General features: G+C 70.8%; 15 protein-coding genes. 12 read left to right on the plus strand and 3 right to left on the minus strand.

All coding sequences use genetic code 11. The annotated features are described in order from the left end of the window. The first annotated feature begins 96 nt into the window (after positions 1-96). Positions 97-1,467, plus strand: coding sequence for a glycoside hydrolase family 16 protein (locus BLT25_RS00385; protein ID WP_091040863.1), 1,371 nt, complete (start codon positions 97-99; stop codon positions 1,465-1,467). A 24-nt stretch (positions 1,468-1,491) separates the two neighbouring features. Next, positions 1,492-2,508: a LacI family DNA-binding transcriptional regulator gene (locus BLT25_RS00390; RefSeq protein ID WP_091040865.1), complete on the plus strand. Its 1,017-nt coding sequence runs from the start codon at positions 1,492-1,494 to the stop codon at positions 2,506-2,508. 10 nt (positions 2,509-2,518) lie between these two features. On the opposite strand, the gene BLT25_RS00395 is transcribed toward BLT25_RS00390, so the two are convergent. Next, positions 2,519-3,235, minus strand: a complete 717-nt coding sequence (locus BLT25_RS00395; protein ID WP_091040866.1) for a response regulator — start codon at positions 3,233-3,235, stop codon at positions 2,519-2,521. Further along, positions 3,232-4,911, minus strand: a complete 1,680-nt coding sequence (locus BLT25_RS00400; RefSeq protein ID WP_091040869.1) for a sensor histidine kinase — start codon at positions 4,909-4,911, stop codon at positions 3,232-3,234. Before BLT25_RS00400 ends, BLT25_RS00395 begins: the two co-directional genes overlap by 4 nt. 215 nt (positions 4,912-5,126) lie before the next feature. Between BLT25_RS00400 and BLT25_RS00405 the strand changes: the two genes are divergently transcribed. From BLT25_RS00405 to BLT25_RS00450, 10 genes are all read left to right on the plus strand, one after another. Continuing rightward, a complete protein-coding gene (locus tag BLT25_RS00405; RefSeq protein ID WP_091040870.1) occupies positions 5,127-6,080 on the plus strand; it encodes a Bug family tripartite tricarboxylate transporter substrate binding protein in 954 nt (317 codons plus the stop codon). Next, entirely contained in the window at positions 6,077-6,607 is a 531-nt protein-coding gene (locus BLT25_RS00410) for a tripartite tricarboxylate transporter TctB family protein (protein WP_091040872.1), read from the plus strand. The genes BLT25_RS00405 and BLT25_RS00410 overlap by 4 nt, the downstream gene beginning before the upstream one ends. 10 nt (positions 6,608-6,617) lie before the next feature. Next, entirely contained in the window at positions 6,618-8,141 is a 1,524-nt protein-coding gene (locus BLT25_RS00415) for a tripartite tricarboxylate transporter permease (protein ID WP_091040873.1), read from the plus strand. After that, the gene (locus BLT25_RS00420; RefSeq protein WP_256328380.1) at positions 8,141-8,563 is read left to right on the plus strand and encodes a universal stress protein; all 423 of its coding nucleotides are present in this window, start codon (positions 8,141-8,143) and stop codon (positions 8,561-8,563) included. The genes BLT25_RS00415 and BLT25_RS00420 overlap by 1 nt, the downstream gene beginning before the upstream one ends. 50 nt (positions 8,564-8,613) lie before the next feature. Next, positions 8,614-10,074, plus strand: a complete 1,461-nt coding sequence (gene rimO / locus BLT25_RS00425) for a 30S ribosomal protein S12 methylthiotransferase RimO (RefSeq protein ID WP_091040875.1) — start codon at positions 8,614-8,616, stop codon at positions 10,072-10,074. A gap of 10 nt (positions 10,075-10,084) precedes the next feature. Further along, on the plus strand, positions 10,085-10,711 hold the full coding sequence (gene pgsA, locus BLT25_RS00430) for a CDP-diacylglycerol--glycerol-3-phosphate 3-phosphatidyltransferase (protein ID WP_091040877.1): 627 nt from the start codon (positions 10,085-10,087) through the stop codon (positions 10,709-10,711). 184 nt (positions 10,712-10,895) lie between these two features. Beyond that, positions 10,896-15,632: an ExeM/NucH family extracellular endonuclease gene (locus tag BLT25_RS00435; protein ID WP_176883503.1), complete on the plus strand. Its 4,737-nt coding sequence runs from the start codon at positions 10,896-10,898 to the stop codon at positions 15,630-15,632. A 62-nt stretch (positions 15,633-15,694) separates the two neighbouring features. After that, on the plus strand, positions 15,695-16,180 hold the full coding sequence (locus tag BLT25_RS00440; RefSeq protein WP_091040880.1) for a CinA family protein: 486 nt from the start codon (positions 15,695-15,697) through the stop codon (positions 16,178-16,180). Between the two features lie 60 nt (positions 16,181-16,240). After that, a complete protein-coding gene (locus BLT25_RS00445; RefSeq protein ID WP_040754988.1) occupies positions 16,241-16,528 on the plus strand; it encodes a helix-turn-helix domain-containing protein in 288 nt (95 codons plus the stop codon). Between the two features lie 113 nt (positions 16,529-16,641). Further along, complete coding sequence (locus tag BLT25_RS00450) at positions 16,642-16,884, plus strand: hypothetical protein (protein ID WP_091040882.1); 243 nt, start codon at positions 16,642-16,644, stop codon at positions 16,882-16,884. On the opposite strand, the gene BLT25_RS00455 is transcribed toward BLT25_RS00450, so the two are convergent. Then, complete coding sequence (locus BLT25_RS00455) at positions 16,881-17,633, minus strand: DNA-formamidopyrimidine glycosylase family protein (protein ID WP_091040884.1); 753 nt, start codon at positions 17,631-17,633, stop codon at positions 16,881-16,883. The two genes, BLT25_RS00450 and BLT25_RS00455, sit on opposite strands and share 4 nt — an antisense overlap. Positions 17,634-17,637: the final 4 nt, after the last annotated feature.

A 17,637-nucleotide genomic window follows, 5' to 3' on the forward strand; every position in this document is an offset into this window, starting at 1 on the left:
GACAGCGGTCACATCGCTCTGTCACCATTGCCACCGAGAGAGCGCTCTCACGAGTCGCCAGGACTCATCGCTCGTTCATTCGGAAAGCGAGTCATCATGAGAATTCTGAAGGCATTAGGAGCCGCTGCCATCGCGGCCGGCATGGTCGCGGTGGCGATCCCGCTGACATCGTTCGGACAGGCGTCGGAGGCGTCGGAGCCGGGCACGCCGGCCGGCTGGACGAAGGTGTGGAGCGACGACTTCACCGGTGCGGCAGGGTCGCGGATCAACACCAACGACTGGATCTACGACATCGGCCACTCCTACCCCGGCGGTGCCGCCAACTGGGGCACCGGCGAGATCGCCTACCACAGCGACAGCACCCAGAACGTCTACCAGGACGGCGCCGGCAACCTCGTCATCAAGCCGATCCGCGACGGCGCCGGCAACTGGACCTCTGGCCGCATCGAGACGACCCGGACCAACTTCCAGCCGCCGTCGGGCGGCGTTCTCCGCGTCGAGGGTCGCATCCAGATGCCCAACGTCACCGGCGCGGCCGCGCAAGGCATCTGGCCGGCGTTCTGGATGCTCGGCGAGCCTTTCCGCGGCGACTACTGGAACTGGCCGGGCATCGGCGAGATCGACATCATGGAGAACGTCAACGGTGCCAACCAGGTCTGGGGCACCCTGCACTGCGGCACCTCGCCCGGCGGGCCGTGCAACGAGACCACCGGCCTCGGTGGGACCATCCAGGGCTGCCCGGGCTCGACCTGCCAGTCGTCCTTCCACACCTACGCGATGGAGTGGGACCGCAGCACCAGCCCGCAGCAGATCCGCTTCTACGTCGACAACACGCTCTTCCACACGGTGCGCTCGGACCAGGTCGACGCGACGACCTGGGACAACGCGACCAACCACGGCTTCTTCATCATCCTCAACGTCGCGATCGGCGGCGGCTGGCCCGGCAACCCGACCTCGGCGACCGCCTCCGGCGTGCCGATGCTGGTCGACTACGTCGCGGTCTACTCCAAGGGTGGTGGCACCACCGAGCCGACCGACCCGCCGGAGACGGGCAACCGCGACGCCTACTCGACGATCCAGGCCGAGTCCTACAACGCCCAGAGCGGCACCCAGACCGAGACGACCTCCGACACCGGTGGCGGTCAGGACGTCGGCTACCTCGCCAACGGCGACTGGCTCCGCTACGACGGCGTGAACTTCGGCTCGAGCGCCGCCCGTACGTTCTCCGCCCGGGTCGCCTCCGGCGCGCCCGCGGGCGTCAGCGGCCTGGTCGAGGTGCGGCTCGACAACGTGAACAACGCCCCCATCGGCAGCTTCTCGGTGGCCAACACCGGAGGCTGGCAGACCTGGCGTACGGTCCCGGGCGCCATCACCGGGGTGACCGGCACGCACACGGTCTACCTGCGCTTCACCAGCGGCCAGCCGGCCGACTTCGTCAACGTCAACTGGTTCACGTTCTCAAGGTGAGCGGTAGGCGATAGGTTTCGATACATGAACGAGACCCCGGCCGGCCGGCCGACGCTGGAGACGGTGGCACGGGCGGCCGGGGCCTCACGAGCGACCGTCTCGCGCGTCGTCAACGGCTCCACGACCGTGCGCGCCGACATCGCCGAGAGCATCCGCCGGGCCATCGCTGAGCTCGGCTACGTGCCGAACCCGGCGGCGCGGAGCCTGGTGACGCAGCGTACGGACTCCATCGCCCTGATCCTGCCGGAGTCCGCGACCCGGGTCTTCTCCGACGACGCCTTCTTCCCCGGCGTGATCCGGGGCGTCGGGGAGGCGCTGGAGAAGGCGGACAAGCAGCTGGTGCTGCTGCTCGCCTCGACGCAGGCAAGCCACGATCGGATCCTGCGCTACGTGCACGGCCGCACCGTCGACGGTGTCGTGCTCGCCTCGATGCACGGCGCCGACACCCTGCCCGAGGAGCTGCGGGCGGCGGGCGTCCCGGTCGTGACCAGCGGGCGGCCGCTGGGCGAGGCGACCGTCCCGTTCATCGACGTCGAGCACGCCAGCGGCGTGGAGGCGGCGATGAAACACCTCGTCGGCCTCGGCCGACGCCGGATCGCGACGATCGCGGGGCCGCAGGACATGGTCGCCGGGCGCGAGCGGCTGGCCGGCTACCTCACCGGTCTCCGGGCCGTGCCGGGGGCGGTGCCGCTGGTCGAGGAGGGTGATTTCATGCGCCAGTCCGGGACTGACGCGATGGAGCGGCTGCTGCAGCGCGATCCCGGCATCGACGCCGTCTTCGCGGCCTCCGACCTGATGGCCGACGGCGCCCTGCGTACGCTGCGCCGGCTCGGCCGCCGGGTGCCCGACGACGTGGCGGTGATCGGGTTCGACGACGTCGAGGCGGCCCGGTTCACCGACCCGCCGCTGACGACGGTGCACCAGCCGATCCACGAGATCGGCACCCGCCTCGCCGAGCAGATCCTCCGCCTGGTGGCGGGGGAGGAGGTCGAGGCCTCCGTCGTGCTCCCGACCAGGCTGGTGATCCGCGAGTCCGCCTGAGGCAGCGGTCTCAGGCGTCACCCGCGCGGTAGCGCCGCTCGGGCCGCCCGGCGGTGCCGTAGTTGAGACGTACGCCGATCCGGCCCGTGCTCGCGAAGTGCTCGAGGTAGCGGCGGGCGCTGACCCGAGAGACTCCGATCGCGTCGGCGCACTGTGTGGCGCTGAGCTCACCGGCGGTCTCCAGCGCGGCCAGCACGGCCCGGGCGGTCTCGGCGCTGAGCCCCTTCGGCAGCCGCTCACGGGACTCGCGTGCGCCCTGGTGGCTGAAGACCTCGTCGATGCCGGCCTGGACCTCGTCGCGGTGCCCGGGGCCCTCGGCCCGTTGCCCGATCCTGGCGAGCGCCTCGCGGGAGCGGCGTACGTCATCGAGCCGGGCGGCCAGATCCTCGAACGGGAACGGCTTCACCACGTAGTGGGCGGCGCCGCCGGCCGCGGCGGCCCGCACCGTGTCGGCCTCGCGGGCGGCGGTGATGACGATGACGGCGGCGTCGTCACCTCGTCCGCGCAGCCGGCGCAGCAGCTCGATGCCGCTGAAGTCGGGAAGGTGCACGTCGAGCAGCAGTACGTCGGGGGAGAGCCGGGCGGTCTCCTCGAGCGCCTGGGAGCCGGTGGCGGCGACGCCGACGACCCGGAACCCCTCGACGCGCTCGACGAAACGGGTGTGGATCGAGGCGACCATGAAGTCGTCCTCGACCACGAGCACGGTGAGCTCAGGTGCGGACGTCATCGGGACTCCTCGGGGGCAGTGCCGGCAGGTGGGGCGGTGGGTGGGGCGAGCGGAGCGGCGCCCGGCAGGGTCGCGATGAAGACCGCTCCGGGGCGCTCCTCCGACCCGCTATTCTCCACCTCGACCTCGCCGCCGCGTGCGCGGCACACCAGCTGCACCAGCGCGAGCCCCACGCCCCGGCCGCTGGCGTCGCGCGGCTTGGTGCTGAAACCGCGCCGGAAGATCTCGGGCAGACGCTCTGCCGGTACGCCGCCGCCGGTGTCGGAGACGCGCACCTTCACGGTCTCGCCCTCGGAGGTCAGGCGTACGCCGACGCGGCCGTCGAGCGGCCCGACCAGGGCGGCCGCGTCGACGGCGTTGTCGACCAGGTTGCCGAGGACGGTGACCACGTCGGCCGAGCCGTCGGGGGTGAGCCGGGGGAGCGAGCTGGCGGCGTCCAGGTCGATGCTCACCCGTCGTTCGGCGGCCAGGCTGGCCTTGGCGACGAGCAGCGCGGCCACGGCGGGGTCGTCGATCCGGGAGGTGATGTGGTCGCTCAGGGCCGCCCGGCGGGCGGTCAGCCCGGTGACGAAGCGGCCCACCTCGGCGTACTCCTCGAGCTCGAGGAGCCCGGTGATGGTGTGCAGCTGGTTGCTGAACTCGTGGGTCTGCGCCCGCAGGGTCTCGGTGACGCTCTCCCGGGCGTTGAGCTCGCTCTGCAGCGCCACCAGCTCGGTGCGGTCGCGCAGCGTGGTGACAGTGCCGGCGGGGCGGCCGTCGTGGTGGACCCGGTTGCGGTTGAGCACGAGCACCCGCTCGCCGGCGACCAGCGGTGCGTCGTGCACCTCCTCGGGCCCGCTGAGCAGGGCGAGGGTCTCGGCGGGCAGGTCGAGCTCGTCGAGCCGGCGCCCGGTCGGGTCCTCCCGAAGCCCCAGCAGCTCGCGGGCGCTGTCGCTCATCAGGCTGACCCGCTCGTCGGCGCCCACGGCCAGCACCCCCTCTCTGATCGAGCGCAGCAGGCCTTCGCGGTGGTCGGCGAGGGCGGCGATGTCGCGGGGCTCCAGCCCACGTGTACGCCGCTTGATCAGCCGCGCCAGCAGCCACGACCCCAGCACCCCGAGCGCGAGGCCGGCCAGGAGCACGGTGAGCGCATCGGCCCAGGTGCGGGCGAGGCGCTCGGTCAGCGGCGGATAGTCCTCGGTCACCACGACGACGCCGACCGGACGTGGCGCCTCGGGGTCCGTACCGGTCGAGCCTCCGCCGTAGACCGGGACCTGGGCGGCGATCGCCCGGCGGCCGGCGTCGTCGATGTCGCCGGACCAGGCCCGGCTGGTCTCGCGCCTGCCCAGGTCGAGCCTCTCGCCGACCCGGGTGGGGTCGGTGGCCACGAGCACCTCGCCGTCGAGGCCGGTGAGATAGGCGGTGTCGGCGCCCGCGTCCGCGGCCCGCGTCTGCAGGTAGAAGCTCAGGGCCTGCCGGTCGGGGGTGCTGGTCAGCCCGTCCTGGACCGCCGCGATCCCGGCCAGGCTCTCCGCCGCGGCGCGCAGCCGGTCCTCGCGGGAGTCACGGAAGTCGGCGTCGCTCTGCCGTAGGGAGACGATGCTGGTCGCGACGACGACGAGCAGCAGCACCGAGAGCTGCAGCACCAGCACCTGCCCGGCCAGCGACAGGTGCCGGCGCGATCGCGGTGACCACAAGTTACACAACCTCCTTTGGTTGCCGAATGGTGACGGCGCTCACCTCGGACTGTGACCATCGCCACTGACCGTTTCATCCCCCTGAGTCTGGAGGCCAGCCGTTGTCGACGCCGACATCGCAGTCCCCGCCCGATCCGAGCCGGCCGCCGCTGCCGCCGCAGCAGAGGCAATCGCGTCGGGCAGCGAGCATACGCCGTACCCGTGCTCTCGCAGTCGTGCTCGTGACCTGCCTGCTCGCCGCGGCATCGGCCTGCGGCGTGACCCGTGGCGCGGAGTCCCGCGACCTCGACATGTGGATCCCGAACAGCCCCGGAGGCGGCTATGACCAGACCGGTCGCGCGGCCGTGGGGGTCCTCGACCGCGACAACATGACCGGCGGCGACATCCAGGTGACCAACATCCTGGGCGCCGGCGGCTCCGTCGCGATGTCCCGCCTGATGAGCGAGGAGGGCAACGGCAACCTGCTCATGACCATCGGTCTGGGCGTCGTCGGCTCCACCTACTCCTTCGGTGTGGACGCCCGTCCCCAGGACGCCACCCCGATCGCCCAGCTCATCGAGGAGCAGGAGGGTGTGCTGGTTCCGGCCGACTCGCCGTTCAAGACCATCGACGACCTGGTGAAGGCCTGGGCCGAGGACCCCGAGTCGATCGTGGTCGGCGGCGGCTCCTCGCCCGGTGGCCCCGACCACCTCTTCCCGATGCAGCTGGCCGAGGCCGCCGGCATCGACCCGAAGGAGGTCAAGTACGTCCCCTATGACGGCGGTGGTCCGCTCACCAGCGCGCTGCTGGGTCACAAGATCGAGGTCGGCTTCTCCGGTCTCGCCGAGTTCGAGGGCCAGGTGGAGGCCGGCGAGCTCCGGGTCCTGGCCGTCTCGGGCGACGAGCGCGGCACCGGCGTCTTCGCCGACGCGCCGACGCTGACCGAGAGCGGCATCGACCTGGTCTTCCTCAACTGGCGCGGCGTGCTCGCCCCGCCGGGCATCAGCGCCGAGCGCCGGCAGGAGCTGATCGACCTCCTCACCCGGATGCACGACTCGAAGCAGTGGCAGCAGGCGCTGAAGGACAACGGCTGGACCGACGCCTTCGTGACCGGCGACGACTTCGACGACCTGCTGGTCGAGCAGGACCAGCGCGTCGCCTCGACCCTGAAGGAGCTGGATCTGCTGTGAGCGTCCACGAAACCGAGACCCAACCTCCCGAGCCCACGAGCACCGTGCGGCGGGTCGACTTCGGCCAGTACGGTCTGGCCCTGTTCCTGGTCGTCGTCGGGATCTACACCGTCATCGACGCCAGTGGCCTGGACGTCGGCTTCGCCGACCCGGTCGGCCCCCGCGCCTTCCCGTACGTCATCGGCGCCGGCCTCGTCGTCGTCGGTGTGCTGCTGGCGGTCGCCACCGCCCGCGGCTCCCAGCCGGAGCCCGAGGAGGGCGAGGACGTCGATCTGAGCCAGTCGGCCGACTGGCTGACCGTCCTCAAGCTGGTCGCGGTCCTGCTGTTCACGGTCGCGACCGTGAACCTGCTCGGCTGGGCGATCTCGGGCGCGGCGCTGTTCGCCGGCGCCGCGTGGTGCCTCGGCAGCCGAACGCTCGTGCGGGACGTGATCGTCGGGCTCGTCCTCTCGGTCGCCAGCTGGTACGCCTTCTACGTCGGTCTGGGCATCCCGCTCACCCCTGGCGTACTCGACGGGATCCTGTGAGGACTGACTGATGGAGAACTTCGAACTGCTCATGGGCGGACTCGAGTCCGCCCTGACCCCGATGAACCTGCTCTACGCCGCCATCGGCGTGCTGCTGGGCACCTTCGTCGGCGTGCTGCCCGGCATCGGGCCGGCGATGGCCATCGCGCTGCTGCTGCCCGTGACGTACCGGCTCGAGCCGACCAGCGCGTTCATCATGTTCGCCGGCCTCTACTACGGCGGCATGTACGGCGGCTCCACCACCTCGATCCTGCTGAACACACCGGGGGAGTCCGCCTCGGTGATGACGGCGCTGGAGGGCAACCGGATGGCCAGAGCGGGGCGTGGCGCGCAGGCGCTGGCCACCGCCGCGGTCGGCTCGTTCGTCGCCGGCACCATCGGCACCATCCTGGTGGCCTTCTTCTCGCCGGCCCTGGCCGACGTGGCCGTCGAGCTGGGTGCGCCGTCGTACTTCGCGCTGATGGTCCTGGCCCTGGTCATGACCACGACGGTGCTCGGCACCTCGGCCCTGCGCGGCTTCGCGGCGCTGTTCCTCGGTCTGGCGATCGGCCTGGTCGGTCTCGATCTCAACACCGGCCAGCCGCGGCTCACCTTCGGTGTCACCCAGCTCGTCGACCGGCTCGACATCGTGGTCGTCGCGGTCGGCATCTTCGCCCTCGGCGAGGCCCTGTGGGTGGCCGCCCACCTGCGCCGCCGCCCGGCGCACGTGGTCCCGGTGGGCCGGCCGTGGATGGGCCGCGACGACTGGGGCCGCTCCTGGAAGCCGTGGCTGCGCGGCACCGCGTTCGGGTTCCCGTTCGGTGCCCTTCCCGCCGGTGGCGCCGAGATCCCGACGTTCCTCTCGTACCTGACCGAGCGGAAGCTCTCCAAGCGCGGCGACTTCGGCCGTGGCGCGATCGAGGGCGTCGCCGGGCCGGAGGCGGCCAACAACGCCTCGGCCGCCGGGATGTTCGTGCCGATGCTGGCTCTCGGTCTGCCGGTGACCGCCACCGCCGCGGTGATGCTCTCCGCGCTCCAGGGCTACGGCATCACCCCGGGCCCGCAGCTGATGACCGACCACGCCGACCTGGTGTGGACGCTGCTGGCCAGCCTCCTGATCGGCAACACCCTGCTGCTGGTGCTCAACCTGCCGCTGGCGCCGCTGTGGGCCCGGCTGCTGCGGATCCCCCGTCCGCAGCTCTACGCGGGCATCCTGTTCTTCGCCTGCCTGGGTGCGTACGCCACCAACCTGGACCCCTTCGACATCGGGCTGCTGGTCGCGTTCGGTCTGCTCGGCCTGATGATGCGCCGCTTCGGACTGCCGGTGCTCCCGTTGATCCTGGGTGTCATCCTGGGACCGCTGATGGAGACCAAGCTGCGCGAGGCGCTGACGATCTCGGGCGGTGACTACACGGCGCTGCTGAGCGAGCCGCTCGCGGTGGTCATCTACATCCTGATCGCGCTGTTCATCCTGGGGCGGCCGTTCATCGCCCGGCTCAGGGCACGGGCCGAGCAGTCGGCCGAGGTCGAGGACGAGAAGGAGCTGGTGGACTGATGAGTGAGACTCCCGCAGGTGGCTGGGTGGTCGTGGCGTGGGCGCCCGACGTGTTCGGCTCGGTCGCGCTGGACTGGGCGCTCGCCGACGCTTCGCGTCGCGACCGTGGGGTCGTGGTCGTCAACGCCTCCCGGGGCGACGCCCTGGTCGACGACCGCTACGCCCTCGACGAGCAGCTCGGTGAGCTCGAGCGCCGGCTCACGGAGTCGGGCCGGCCCCACGAGATCCGGCAGTCCATCGACCCGGACGTCGCCGGTGCCGTCCTCGACGCCGCCGAGCAGCTCGACGCCAAGCTGGTCGTGGTCGGTCTGCGGCGGCGTACGCCGGTCGGCAAGCTGCTGATGGGCAGCGTCGCGCAGCGGATCCTGCTCGGCGCCTCCTGCCCGGTCCTGTCCGTGAAGCCGGGCTCGGTCCCCGACTGATAGACGCGAGGGTTCGGTCTCAGGGCTTGCGCCCGTCATACTTCACGGTGATGAGCACTGCGACCGAACCCTCCGCCGAGACCGCCCAGCCAGCTGACCAGAAGGTCCTATCGGTCGCCATGGTGACCCTCGGGTGCACCCGCAACGAGGTGGACTCCGAGGAGCTCGCCGGCCGCCTGACCGCCGGTGGCTTCCGCCTGGTCGCCGACCCGGACGAGGCCGACACGGTGGTGGTCAACACCTGCGGGTTCGTCGAGCAGGCGAAGAAGGACTCGGTCGACACGCTGCTCGAGGCAGCCGACCTCAAGGAGACGGGGAAGGCCCAGGCGGTCGTCGCGGTCGGCTGCATGGCCGAGCGCTACGGCAAGGACCTGGCCGCCGAGCTCCCCGAGGCCGACGCGGTGCTCGGCTTCGACGACTACCCCGACATCGCCGCCAAGCTCCGCGCGATCCTGGCCGGTGAGACCCACCACCCGCACACGCCCCAGGACCGGCGCCTGCTGCTCCCGATCTCCCCGGTCGAGCGCGACGCCTCCGCCATCTCGGTCCCCGGCATGGCCGCGGTCGACCAGGTGCCCGGTTTCGCAGGACGTACGCGGCTCGACGACGCCCCGTGGGCGCCGCTGAAGCTCGCCTCTGGCTGTGACCGCCGGTGCACCTTCTGCGCGATCCCGCAGTTCCGCGGCTCCTTCGTCTCGCGGCGCCCCTCCGACGTGCTCCACGAGGCCCAGTGGCTGGCTCAGCAGGGCGTCAAGGAGCTCTTCCTGGTCTCGGAGAACTCCACCTCCTACGGCAAGGACCTCGGCGACATCCGGCTGCTCGAGACCCTCCTGCCGGAGCTGGCCGGCATCGACGGCATCGAGCGCGTACGCGTCTCCTACCTCCAGCCCGCCGAGACCCGGCCCGACCTGCTCAAGGTCATCGGCACCACGCCCGGCGTCACGCCCTACTTCGACCTGAGCTTCCAGCACGCCTCCAACGCCGTCCTGCGGCGGATGAAGCGCTTCGGCGACCCGGAGAGCTTCCTGGGCCTGCTTTCGCAGATCCGTGCCTATGACCCCACCGCCGGGGTCCGGTCCAACGTCATCGTCGGCTTCCCCGGCGAGACCGAGGAGGACCTCGAGATCCTCACCGACTTCCTGGTCGCGGCACGCATGGACGTCACCGGCGTCTTCGGCTACTCCGACGAGGAGGGCACCGAGGCCGCCGGCTTCGACGAGTCGCTCAAGCTGGACGCCGATGAGATCCGCGCCCGCGTCGAGCACGTCAACGAGCTCGTCGAGGAGCTCACCGCCCAGCGCGCCGAGGAGCGGATCGGGGAGCAGGTCGTCGTGCTCGTCGAGGAGACCTCCGACGGCGAGATCTGGGGCCGGTCCGCCCACCAGGGGCCCGAGGTCGACGGGATGACCTCCCTCGAGGGAGACATCGAGGGCGTACGTCCAGGTGATCTCGTCAGCGCGACCGTCATCGCCTCCGAAGGCGTTGACCTCGTCGCCGAAGTGAACAAGTAGGGTTCGCCGCGTGAACGAGATCGCCGAGAAGACCAGCAACTGGAACGTACCCAACGCGCTGACCACGCTGCGGATCCTCGCGGTGCCGTTCTTCGCCTGGGCGCTGCTCGCCGACGGTGGCGACAACCCGACCCTGCGCTGGGTCTCCTTCGCGATCTTCGCGCTGGCGATGATCACCGACAAGATCGACGGTGACCTGGCCCGCAAGCACAACCTGATCACCGACTTCGGCAAGATCGCCGACCCGATCGCCGACAAGGCGGTCACCGGGATGGCCTTCATCGGCCTCTCGATCGTCGGCGACATCTGGTGGTGGGTGACCATCATCGTGCTGTTGCGCGAGTGGAGCGTCACGATCCTGCGCCTCTCGGTGCTCAAGAAGATCGTGATCGCCGCCGACCAGCTCGGCAAGATCAAGACCACGGTGCAGGCGGTCGCCCTCGGCGGCCTGCTGATGCCGCTGCCGCACGGTTCCGCCCACGGTGGCGCCTTCGGCGACGCCCTGGTCGGGGAGCTGCTCTTCTACGCCTTCCAGGTCTGCCTCGCGGTCGCGGTCGCGCTGACGATGTGGTCGGGTGCGCAGTTCTTCCACGGCGTGTGGAAGCAGCGCGCCTCGCTGCGCGGCGGGGCCGAGTAGCCGCGACTGGTCTGGACCATTTCGACTAGTTGTAACTCCGTTACCCGACGTTCACCCAAGGCGCTCCCAACGAGACGTACGCCGGGTTAGAGTCACGTCGTTTCGGTCGGTCCTCAGCGATCGCACTGATCGGGCAGGCCGGCTGGCGCACTCACTCTTTCACCTCATGCGGGGAGTCGTCTCAATGCTGTCAGCACGTTCGCTGCTCGGATCGGCGGTGGGCCTCACGGTCGCAACCGCCGGTCTGTACGCAGTGGCTGTCCCGGTCGCGCAGGCAACGCCTGCCGGGGACAACCTGGTCATCTCCGAGGTCTACGGCGCCGGAGGCAACTCCGGCGCGGTCTACAACGCGGACTTCGTCGAGCTCTTCAACCCGACCGGCGAGGCGATCGCCCTCGACGGTCTGGCCATCCACTACCGTTCCGCGAGCGGCGGCAGCGGCGGCGCCCCGCAGGCACTGTCCGGCTCGGTGGCGGCGGGCGCGCACTACCTGATCCAGATGTCGGCCGCAGGCGCGACCGGCGAGGCGCTGCCGACCCCTGACCACACCGCGGCGCCGGCCTTCTCGATGGCCGCAGCGGGCGGGCAGATCTCCCTGCAGGAGGGCACCGCGGTGGTCGCGACCTCCGGGTCGACCGTCGGGGTCGCGGGCATCGTCGACTTCTTCGGCACCTCGGGCGCGACCTCCTTCGAGGGCGCCCCCGCGAGCACCACCGCGACCGCGACCCAGTCGCTGAGCCGCACCGGCGGTGCGGACACCGACGACAACTCCGCCGACTTCACCCGCACCGCGCCGACGCCGACCCCCTCCGGCGGCGAGCCGGAGGAGCCTGAGGAGCCCGGCGACCCGGTCGCGGCCACCCCGGCCGAGATCCAGGGCGAGGGCACCACCAGCCCGCTGGCCGGCCAGAACGTCACCACCTCCGGCATCGTCACCGCGGCCTACCCCACGGGTGGGTTCTCCGGCTTCTACCTCCAGACCGAGGGCACCGGCGGCGAGCGCTCGCTCGCCGACCACCCGGCCTCGAACGCGGTCTTCGTCTACCAGACCCAGGCCGCCGGTGCGGTCACCGCCGAGGTCGGCGACAAGGTCACCGTGACCGGCCTGGTCAAGGAGTACGCCGGTCTGACCGAGGTCGAGGTCAGCGCGGCCACCGCCATCGTGACCGACGGCACCGGCGAGATCGCCCCGGTGACGACCGACTGGCCGGCCACGGTCGCCCAGAAGGAGTCCCTCGAAGGCATGCTCCTCGCCCCCGGTGAGCTGACCGTCGCCGACACCTACACCGGCTCCACGGTCTACGGCGAGCTCGGCCTCGCCTCCGGCGACAAGCCGCTGCTCCAGCCGACCGAGGTCGCCCGTCCGGGCTCGGCGGAGGCCGCGGCTGTCGCGGCCGACAACGCCGCCCGCCGGATCGTCCTCGACGACGGCCGCTCCACCTCGTGGCGGGTCCCGACCGACGCGGACCTCCCGTGGGTCTCCAACGACGTCCCGATCGCGGTCGGCGCCTCGGCCGACCTGGACCCGGTGATCTTCACCGAGGGCGGCTCGCCCACGGCCCCGACCTACCGGCTCCAGCCGACCGCGCCGATCTCGGCCGACCCGGCGACGTGGCCGGGTGACTTCGAGAACGTACGCACCGAGGCCCCCGACGCCGCCAAGCTCGGCGACGCCGACCTGAAGGTCGCCTCGTTCAACGTGCTCAACTACTTCACCACGCTCGGCGACGCCGACGACGACAACGTCGGTGACGGCGGCTGCGAGGCGTACGTCGACCGGGCAGGTGACGGCAACAACGTCGCCGAGGGCTGCGACCAGCGCGGCGCCTGGGACCCCGAGGACTTCGAGCGCCAGCAGGCCAAGATCGTCTCCGCGATCAACGCGCTCGACGCCGACGTCGTGGGCCTGATGGAGATCGAGAACTCCACCACGCTCGGCGAGGAGCCGGGCGAGGCGACCGAGTCGCTGGTGGCCGCGCTCAACGCCGCGGCCGGTGCCGGCACCTGGGCGGCCAACCCGATCTCCTCCCAGCTCCCGGCCGACGGCATGGACGTGATCACCAACGCGATCATCTACAAGCCGGGCTCGGTGAACCGGGTCGGCGAGGCGCTCGCCCTGGGCGACCAGAGCAACGACGACCAGGCCTTCGGCAACGCCCGCGAGCCGATCGGCCAGGTCTTCGAGCCGGCCGATGGTGGCGCGCCGCTCCTGTTCGTGGTCAACCACTTCAAGTCCAAGGGCTCGGCCGGTCCGTGGCCGGGCGATGCCGACACCGGTGACGGCCAGGGTGCCTCCAACGAGTCGCGGGTCCGTCAGGCGACGGCGCTGCGCGACTGGGTGGCCTCGGTCCAGGAGTCCGCGGGTGTCAGCGATGTCGCACTGGCCGGCGACTTCAACTCCTACACCTCCGAGGACCCGCTGCAGGTCCTCTACGAGGCCGGCTACGCCGACTCCGAGAAGGTCTCCGGCAACGCCGAGTACAGCTACCTCTTCTCCGGGCTGGTCGGCTCTCTCGACCACATCCTGCTCAGCTCATCGCTGCAGGCCCGGGTCACCGGCACGGACATCTGGAACGTGAACTCCGGTGAGCCGATCCTGAAGGAGTACAGCCGCTACAACTACACCGGCACCGACCTGCACCAGAACGGTCCGTGGCGCTCCTCCGACCACGACCCCGTGGTCGTCGGGCTCTCCGCGGACGCGGCACCGGTCGACGTACAGGTGCTGGCCACCAACGACTTCCACGGCCGGATCCAGGCCAACGGGGCCGAGGCGGGCGCGGCGCTGCTCTCCGGGGCGGTCAAGCAGATGCGTACGGAGAACCCCAACACGGTCTTCGCCGCCGCCGGTGACCTGATCGGCGCCTCGACCTTCGAGTCGTTCATCCAGCACGACAAGCCCACCATCGACGCGCTCAACGAGGCGGGCCTGGAGGTCTCCGCGGTCGGCAACCACGAGTTCGACGCCGGCTACGACGACCTGATCAACCGGGTGATGGCCTCTTATGACGAGGAGACCAACCCCGAGGGCGGTGCGGAGTGGGCCTACATCGGCGCCAACGTCACCCTCAAGGCGACCGGCGACCCGGCCGTCCCGGCGACCTGGATCAAGGAGATGTCCGGCGTCAAGGTCGGCTTCGTGGGTGCAGTCACCGAGGAGCTTCCGTCCCTGGTCTCGCCCGCGGGCATCGCGGACCTCGAGGTCGGCGACATCGTCGAGTCGACGAACACCTACGCCGACGAGCTCAAGGAGCAGGGTGCCGACGTGGTCGTCATGCTGGTCCACGAGGGCGCCCCGTCGATCAACTGCGCCGCGATGGACGACCCCGGCACCACCTGGGGAGACATCGTCACCGGCGTCAACGCCAACGTCGACGCCATCGTCTCGGGGCACACCCACCTGGCCTACGACTGCTCCTTCCCGGTCGAGGAGTGGGCCGACCGGGCGGTGACGGAGCGACCGGTGGTCTCCGCGGGTCAGTACGGCACCAACCTGAACCGTCTCGTCTACACCGTCGACCCCACCTCGGGTGAGGTCGAGGGGCTCTCCACGAGCCTGGTCGCGCTCGCCTCGGGTGGCTTCCAGCCCGACGCGGCCACAGCGTCGATCGTCAGCGACGCGGTGGCGAAGGCCGACGTGCTCGGTGCCGAGGTGCTGGGACAGATCGAGGCACCGCTCAACCGCGCCAAGCTCGCCAACGGGACCACCGAGAACCGCGGCGGCGAGTCGACCCTGGGCAACACGGTCGCCGAGGTGCAGCGCTGGGCGACCTCCGCACCCGAGTCGGGTGAGGCGCAGATCGCGTTCATGAACCCCGGTGGTCTGCGCGCGGACATGGCCGGAACCGCGGCCGGCGAGGCTCGCGACATCACCTACAAGCAGGCCGCGCTGGTGCAGCCATTCGCCAACACGCTGGTCAACATGGACCTGACCGGCGCGCAGATCAAGACCGTCTTGGAGCAGCAGTGGCAGCGTGACGCCTCCGGCGCCGTGCCGTCCCGGCCGTTCCTGCGGCTCGGGGTCTCCGACGGGTTCACCTACACCTACACGCAGGCCGACGACCCTGCCCATCCCGGCACCCCGCTGGGCACGGTGAGCGGCATGTGGCTCGACGGTTCGCCTCTGGATCTGGAGGAGACCTACTCGGTCACGGTGAACTCGTTCCTCGCCTCCGGTGGGGACAACTTCCGCGAGCTCGCCAACGGCGCCGACAAGCGCGACACCGGCAAGATCGACCTGAGCGCGATGGTCGACTACCTCGCCGATCAGACCGCCGAGGGGCCGCTGCCGGTCGACTACGGGCAGCGGGCCGTCGAGGTGACCTTCCCGGCCTCGGCACCTACGGAGTACGCACCGGGGGACACGGTCACCTTCGACCTCGCCTCCCTGGCGATGACCGGCCAGGACCTCACCGACTCCTCGGTGGAGATCCGGCTCGGTGACACCGTGCTGGGCACCGCGGCGGTCGACAACACCCTCGGCACGGTGACGTACGACGACCACGGGACCGCCTCGGTCTCGGTGACCCTGCCCGCGACGGCGCCTCCGGGCGCGAACCAGCTCACCGTCGTCGGGGAGAGCACCGGCACGACTGTCCTGGTGCCGATCACGGTCGAGGAGGCGGCTCCGCAGGCGCCGGCCTGGGACGCGGGAACCATCTACCGCACCGGCGACGAGGTGACCTATGCCGGGTCGCTGTGGCGGGCGCTGTGGTGGACGGCCGCGGTGAAGCCCGGCTTCCCCTACGGCCCCTGGGAGGAGATCGTGACCGCCGAGGACGGCACCGCCGTCTGGACGCCGTCACGGATCTTCACCGCCGGTGACGTGGTGGTCCACGAGGGCCGCCGCTACGAGGCGAAGTGGTGGACCCGCAACCAGCGGCCGGGCGACAAGCACGGCCCCTGGAAGCTGCTTCGCTGATCAGGGACAGGTGAAAGCGGCCCGGTCGTCATCGCGACGGCCGGGCCGCTACCGTCGTCGGCATGAGTGCTGTCGAAGAGCTTCATGCCGCGCTGCGTGATGCCGGCGCGACCGTGGCTACGGCCGAGTCCCTGACCGCCGGGCGCCTGGCCGCGCTGCTCACCGAGCCTCCGGGTGCCTCGAAGACGTTTCGCGGGGGTTTCGTGACGTACGCGACGGAGCTGAAGCACACTCTGCTCGGGGTCCCCGTCTCGGTGATCGAGACCGTCGGAGTGGTCTCCGCGGAGTGCGCAGCGGCGATGGCCGCGGGGGCACGGGAGCGGTCGGGGGCGACGTACGCGCTGGCGACCACGGGTGTGGCCGGGCCGGACGAGCAGGAGGGAAAGCCCGTCGGGACGGTCTATGTGGGCGTTTCCGGTCCGCACGGTGAAACAACGGCCCGTCTCGGGCTGTCGGGCTCGCGTGCGGAGATCCAGCGTGATACGTCTTTGTTCGCTGTTGATGAACTACTCGGACTACTTCGGCGGGAACATCGAAGGGTCAGGTAGCGTTGGAGCCAGACGTCACCCAGATGTCGGTGACTTGTGACCTGTAGGAGGCTGACCGCAATGGTGCTCTTCCGTCGACTTCTCGGCGAGGTGCTTCGTGCCCAGCGGCTGGAGCGTGGGATGACCCTGCGCGAGGTCTCCGCGGAGGCGCGGGTCAGCCTCGGCTACATCTCCGAGGTGGAGCGTGGCCAGAAGGAAGCCTCCTCCGAGCTCCTCGCCTCGCTCTGCAGCGCGCTCGACGTTGCCCTCTCCGATGTTCTTCGCGACGTCTCCGACGCCGTGGCTCTCGAAGAGGCCACCATCCTTCGGATGCCCGTCCGCGCCGCGGCCGACGCCGCTGCTGCTTGATTCTCTCCCCAATTTAGGGGAGTTTTCCGCACCCGTGTCTCAACGCGGACCGTTGTGTCTCCATGCCGACGTGAGCCCACCAGGGGCCCGCGCGTTCAAGGGGAGATGGTGCGATGAGCATGGCAGTCGAGAACGAGCTTCCGGGCCTGACGGCGCCGTCACCGCGTCTCCCGGGGGCCGCGCATTCACCCGACCTGCTCGAGGCCGAGCTCTTCGGGCTGGAGGAGACCCTGAACATCCTTCGCGACGAGTTCACCTCGGTCGCTCCTGGCGAGCGGGCGCACGTCGCCCGCCAGATGCGTGATCTCCGGGTTCGGATCGCCCAGATCCGGATGCGGCTGCTCCACGGGGCCTAAGGCTGGCAGGTCGCGCAGTAGTAGGCCGGGCGCTCCTTGCCCGGCGGGCCGACCCTGGCAACGGTCACGGTGCCGCCGCAGCGTCGGCACGTTCGGCGGCCGTAGACCCACATCTGCCGCGAGCGTGACCAGTCGGCCAGCATCAGGTCGCGAGTGCGCTGAAGGATCCGCGGGAGTCGGTCGCCGGCCTCCGCGACCGTACGCAACGGGTTGATCCCGGCGATGAAGCAGGTCTCGGCGGCGTAGATCGTGCCGATCCCGGCCAGGTTGGTCTGGTCGCGCAGCGCGTCGAAGAGGGGCCGCTCGGGTTGCCCGACCAGGCGTTCGATGGCTGTGTCCGGGTCCCAGTCGTCGGCGAGGATGTCCGGGCCGAGATGGGCGACCAGCCGCTCCTCCTGGTCGCGGGGGACGAGGTCGACGATGCCGAGGAGGAAGCCGACCGCCTCGGTCTTCTCGGTGCGGAGCACCACTCGCGCCTGGAACCCGGGCTTCGGCCAGCGCCGGCCCACCTCGAGGATCCGCCAGGATCCCTCCATCTTCAGGTGGGTGTGCAGGGTCCACTCGCCGGTGCGGTGGTCGATCCGGGTCAGCAGGTGCTTGCCGCGGGTCAGCGTCCCGAGGACCGTGCCGCCGGAGAGGTCCGCCGTGGCCAGCTGCGGGACGCGGAAGTCGGTCCGGGTGAGCCTCGCTCCCGCCAGGCCCTTGTCGAGCGAACGGGCGGTGCGGAGCACAGCGTCGCCTTCGGGCATCTGC

This window comes from Nocardioides sp. YR527, assembly GCF_900101045.1.
In the GTDB taxonomy this organism is placed as follows: domain Bacteria; phylum Actinomycetota; class Actinomycetes; order Propionibacteriales; family Nocardioidaceae; genus Nocardioides.